Source organism: Rhodanobacter sp. FW106-PBR-R2A-1-15 (assembly GCF_058789735.1).
Genome location: NZ_JBYTEM010000057.1, coordinates 1 through 5189 on the forward strand (window position 1 = coordinate 1; position 5189 = coordinate 5189).

Consider the following 5189-nt stretch of genomic DNA (forward strand, 5'->3'; position numbering starts at 1 on the left):
CGGGATTCGGGATTCGGGATTCGGGATTCGGGATTCGGGATTCGGGATTCGGGATTCGGGATTCGGGATTCGGGATTTGGGATTTGGGATTCGGAAGAGCTGCCATGCGCGACGCTCTGCTTTTTTTCTAATCCCGAATCCGGGCGCCAAAAGCATCGCCCGCGAGCTGGCTCCTACAACAGCCCCAGCGCTGCCGCGTGGTGGCGCAGGTGGTCGTCGATGAAGCTGGCGATGAACCAGTAGCTGTGGTCGTAGCCGGCATGCCGGCGTAGCAGCAGCGGCTGCCCCGCCTCGGCGCAGGCCTGGTCGAACAGCTCGGGTCTCAGTTGCGCTTCGAGGAAACCGTCGGCCTCGCCCTGGTCGATCAGGATAGTGCCGCCGAAGGTCTGCCGCCGCACCAGCTCGCAGGCGTCGTGGTCGGCCCACGCTGCCTGATCGTCGCCGAGATAACGCGGAAAGGCCTTGCGCCCCCACGGCACCTGGCTGGGCGCCACGATCGGCGCGAACGCCGACACCGAGCGGTAGCGTCGCGGATTTTTCAAGGCCAGGGTCAGCGCGCCGTGGCCGCCCATCGAATGGCCGCAGATGCCGCTCAACGCCGTGTCCACCGGGAAATGGGCGCCGATCAAGGCCGGCAGATCGTCCACCACGTAGCTGTGCATGCGGAAACGCGATGACCATGGTGCTGACGTGGCATCGACGTAGAAACCCGCACCCTCGCCGAATTCCCAGTCGCCGGTGGCGCCCTCGATACCGGTGCCGCGCGGGCTGGTGTCAGGCATCACCAGCACCAAACCCAGCTCGGCGGCTAGCCTCTGGGCGCCCGCCTTGATCGTGGCGGTTTCTTCGGTGCAGGTCAGCCCGGCGAGGAAATACAGCACCGGGCAGCGCTGCCGCGTGGCTTGCGGCGGCTGATAGACGGCGAAGCGCATGGCACCGGCACAGGCTTCCGAGTGGTGGCGGTAGAAGCCCTGCACGCCGCCGTGCAGGCGTTGTTCGGAGATCGTTTCAAGCGTGCCCATCGTCGGCTCGTCGCTCCATTGGCAAAGGCAACGCGAAGCATAACCGCGCCGCCATCACGTTCGCGTTCAGCCGGAAGCGCCGCGCGCGCCCATGGACGCTGGTAGAATGCACGATCCGCGCGCCGCATTCCCGGCGCTGCCTTCCCGAGGTTCCCCCATGTCGTCCCCTGCTCCCGACCACACCCCGGTGTCGTCCGGCTTCGGCGCACTTGCGCTGCACCCCGATGTCCTGCGCGTGCTGGCCGACGTCGGCTACGAGTCCCCCTCGCCGATCCAGGCCGCGACCATCCCGCCGCTGCTGGAAGGCCGCGACGTGCTCGGCCAGGCGCAGACCGGCACCGGCAAGACTGCCGCGTTCGCGCTGCCGATCCTGTCGCGTATCGAGCGCAAGCCTGGCAAGCCGCAGGCGCTGGTACTGGCGCCCACGCGCGAGCTGGCGATCCAGGTGGCCGAGGCATTCCAGACCTACGCCGCCCACCTGCCCGGCTTCCAGGTGCTGCCGATCTACGGCGGCCAGAGCTACGGCCCGCAGCTGCACTCGCTCAAGCGCGGCGTGCACGTGGTGGTCGGCACGCCCGGCCGCGTGATCGATCACCTGGACAAGGGCACGCTGGACCTCTCCGAGCTGAAGTTCCTGGTGCTCGACGAAGCCGACGAGATGCTGCGCATGGGCTTCATCGACGACGTGGAGAAAGTGCTGCAGGCCACCCCGCCGGGACGCCAGGTCGCATTGTTCTCGGCGACCATGCCGGCGCCGATCCGCAAGATCGCGCAGCGCCACCTGAAGGAGCCGGTCGAGGTCACCATCAAGGCGGCCACCACCACCGCGGCGAACATCCACCAGCGCTACTGGTTCGTCAGCGGCATGCACAAGCTCGACGCGCTGACGCGCATCCTCGAGGCCGAGCCGTTCGACGCGATGATCATCTTCGCGCGCACCAAGCAGGCCACCGAGGAGCTGGCCGAGAAGCTGCAGGCGCGCGGCCTGGCCGCCGCCGCGATCAACGGCGACATCGCCCAGGCGCAGCGCGAGCGGGTGATCCAGCAGCTGAAGGACGGCAAGCTCGACATCCTGGTCGCCACCGACGTGGCCGCGCGCGGCCTCGACGTGGAGCGGATCAGCCATGTGCTGAACTACGACATCCCCTACGACACCGAAAGCTACGTGCACCGCATCGGTCGCACCGGTCGCGCCGGGCGCAGCGGCGAGGCGATCCTGTTTGTCAGCCCGCGCGAGCGCGGCATGCTGCACGCGATCGAGCGCGCCACCCGGCAGCCGATCGAGCAGATGCAGCTGCCGTCGGTCGAGGTGGTCAACGACGTGCGCATCGGCAAGTTCAAGCAGCGCATCAGCGACATGCTGGCCCAGGGCGACCTTGGTGAATTCCAGAAGCTGATCGAGCAGTACGAGCAGGAACACAACGTGCCGGCCGTCGAGATCGCCGCCGCGCTGGCGCGCATCGCCCAGGGCGACCAGCCACTGCTGCTGGCGCCGCCGCCGAAGCGCGAGAAATACGAACCGGCCGCCCGCGAGCACAAGCCACGCGAGCGCGACAGCGCCAGCCGCACGACCCGCGAGCACAAACCGCGCAGTCACGAAGACGCGCTGCCGCGCGAGTCTGGCCATCCCCGCCCGCTGCGCGCGCATGCCACCGAGCAGGGCAAGCGCACCTATCGTATCGAGGTCGGCCACGAGCACGGCGTGAAGCCGGGCAACATCATCGGCGCGATCGCCAACGAAGCCGGGCTGGACAGCCAGTACATCGGCCGCCTCAGCATCCGCGACCACTACAGCCTGATCGACCTGCCCGACGGCATGCCGAAGGAAATCTTCGAGCACCTGAAAAAGGTGTGGGTGGTGCAGCAGCAGTTGCGCATCCATGAGTGGGACGGCAGCGACACCGGCAACAGCGCACCGCCGGCGCACAAGCCGGGCGGTTTCAGGAAGCCCGGCAGCTTCAAGCCGCGGCCCGGCGGGGCCAAACCGCCGCGGCGCAAGTAAGCGTCCCGGGTCGCGCCGCACGACAAGCGACGGCGCGACGACACCACACCTGCAGGGCCGTCGTTGCCGCGAACCCGCCGTATGTCGGGCTCCAGCTCGACGGTCGAACATCGTCCATTCCGCGACGCCGAGCCGCGACTCGACTGGTCGGCGCCGGCCGCCATCGCGTACCTGCAGGCGGCCGCGTACGCGGCTCGGGATAAACGGCTGCCTGCCGTCAGGCGCCGGACGACCTCTTCACGAAAAATTCCCCTCGAAGCGCTATGACTCCGCCGTTCCGCCTGGAAGTCCAGGGGCGCGCGATGCCGAAGTCGCGTGATGGTGGAACGGTTATCGGATCCCTGTCGTGCCTGGCCACCAAAGCTGTGCAACGCCAGTCGCACGCGTCGACCCTTTCCAATGCCGTTACCTCGTGGAGGGGAACCCATGTCATCACAAAACTTGACAGCCTTGAGCATCGCGCTGGGCGCCGTTTTCGGTCTGGCGACAAGCAACCAGGCCTTCGCCGAAAACGCGGCGCCGAAGGTGGAAGTGACGCCTGCCGTGAAACACGACACCTTGCGCTCCCTGCGCGGCACGATGCCGCGACCGGAAGATTTCTCCAAGAGTCCCCGCATTCATCCGCTGCATCCACTGCCGCCGCTGGCTCCGGGCAACCAGACCGACGGCGCCGTGCAACACACCATCACCGGGGCGTTTGCGCCCGCACTGGGCGCCGGTTTCGAAGGCGTCGGCCAGGGCTTCAGCGGCCCGCAGGGCACCTTCACCGTCAACAGCGCGCCGCCGGATACGAACGGCGCTGTCGGCGCCACCCAGTATCTGCAGATCGTCAACACCGGCTTCGCGGTGTTCGACAAGGCCAGCAAGGCGGTGACCTACGGTCCGGTGCCGAGCAACACCCTGTGGTCCGGCTTCGGCGGCCCCTGCGAGGCCGACAACGACGGCGATGCCGTGGTGGTCTACGACAAGGCCGCCAACCGCTGGGTCGTCTCGCAGTTCGCCGTCAGCGCCACGCCGTATTACCAGTGCGTGGCCGTGTCGGCCACCAGCGACGCCACCGGCGCGTACTACCGCTATGCCTTCTCCTACGGCAGCGTCTTTCCCGACTATCCGAAGATGGGTGTCTGGCCGGACGGTTACTACGAGACCTTCAACATGTTCACCAGTACGTTCCAGGGTGCCAAGCTGTGCGCCTATGACCGCACGGCGATGTTGAACGGCCAGGCGGCGACCCAGCAGTGCTTCCAGTTGTCCACCAGCTACGGCGGCGTGCTGCCGGCGGACCTCGATGGCGCCACCGCGCCGCCGGCCGGTTCGCCGAACTACATGCTGAACTTCACCAGCAATTCGGTGAACCTGTGGAAGTTCCACGTAGACTGGGCGAACAGCGCCAACACCTCGTTGAGCGGTCCGCTCAACATTCCGGTGGCCGCCTTCGCCACCGCCTGCCGCGGCGGCAGCTGCATCCCGCAATACGGTACGCGGCAAAAGCTGGACTCGCTGGGCGACCGCCTGATGTTCCGCCTGGCCTACCGCAACTTCGGCACTCACGAGTCACTAGTGGTCAACCACTCGGTGCAGGTCGGCACCTCGCGCAAGAACCCGTATACCGGCGTGCGCTGGTACGAGATCCGCAGCCCGGGCACCACACCGGTGGTGTACCAGCAATCCACCTTCTCGCCGGACACCAGCTTCCGCTGGATGGGCTCGGTGGCGATGGACAAGCAGGGCAACATGGCGCTCGGCTACAGCGTATCCAGCAGCGCGCTGCACCCGGCGATCCGCTACACCGGCCGCCTGGCCAGCGACCCGCTGAACACGCTGGAAGCGGAGAACAGCATCATCGAAGGCAACGGATCGCAGAGCGGCAACAACCTGTCGCGCTGGGGTGACTACAGCGCGATGACGGTCGACCCGGTCGACGACTGCACGTTCTGGTACACCACCGAGTACCTGCAGAACACCGGCTCGTTCAACTGGAACACGCGCATTGCGTCGTTCAAGTTCCCTGGCTGCCAATAAACAGGCTCCCGGGTAATCCGCATGCCCGTCACCCATCGCGGTGGCGGGCAGCTCTCCCCTGCTGTTTCATACCAACTTGCGTTCAATAAACTAGATATACTCTTACCATCGCCTGGAAGGGAGATGGCAAGTGAAGACACTGA

General features: G+C 66.7%; 3 protein-coding genes. 2 read left to right on the forward strand and 1 reads right to left on the reverse strand.

Features of this window, described 5'->3' with window-relative positions; genetic code table 11:
* Positions 1 to 173: 173 nt before the first annotated feature.
* Complete coding sequence (gene fghA, locus AC3WTD_RS18410; protein WP_027493501.1) at positions 174 to 1022, reverse strand: S-formylglutathione hydrolase; 849 nt, start codon at positions 1020 to 1022, stop codon at positions 174 to 176.
* 157 nt (positions 1023 to 1179) lie between these two features.
* On the opposite strand from fghA, the gene AC3WTD_RS18415 reads away from it, so the two are divergent.
* Positions 1180 to 3024: a DEAD/DEAH box helicase gene (locus AC3WTD_RS18415; protein WP_492614648.1), complete on the forward strand. Its 1845-nt coding sequence runs from the start codon at positions 1180 to 1182 to the stop codon at positions 3022 to 3024.
* Positions 3025 to 3450: 426 nt separating this feature from the next.
* Positions 3451 to 5046, forward strand: coding sequence for a hypothetical protein (locus AC3WTD_RS18420; protein WP_492614649.1), 1596 nt, complete (start codon positions 3451 to 3453; stop codon positions 5044 to 5046).
* Positions 5047 to 5189: the final 143 nt, after the last annotated feature.

Bases quoted from the DNA above. Each gene is read 5' to 3' on its own strand.
- AC3WTD_RS18420 (WP_492614649.1), top strand. From the start codon at position 3,451: ATGTCATCACAAAACTTGACAGCCTTGAGCATCGCGCTGGGCGCCGTT.
- fghA (WP_027493501.1), bottom strand. From the start codon at position 1,022: ATGGGCACGCTTGAAACGATCTCCGAACAACGCCTGCACGGCGGCGTG.
- AC3WTD_RS18415 (WP_492614648.1), top strand. From the start codon at position 1,180: ATGTCGTCCCCTGCTCCCGACCACACCCCGGTGTCGTCCGGCTTCGGC.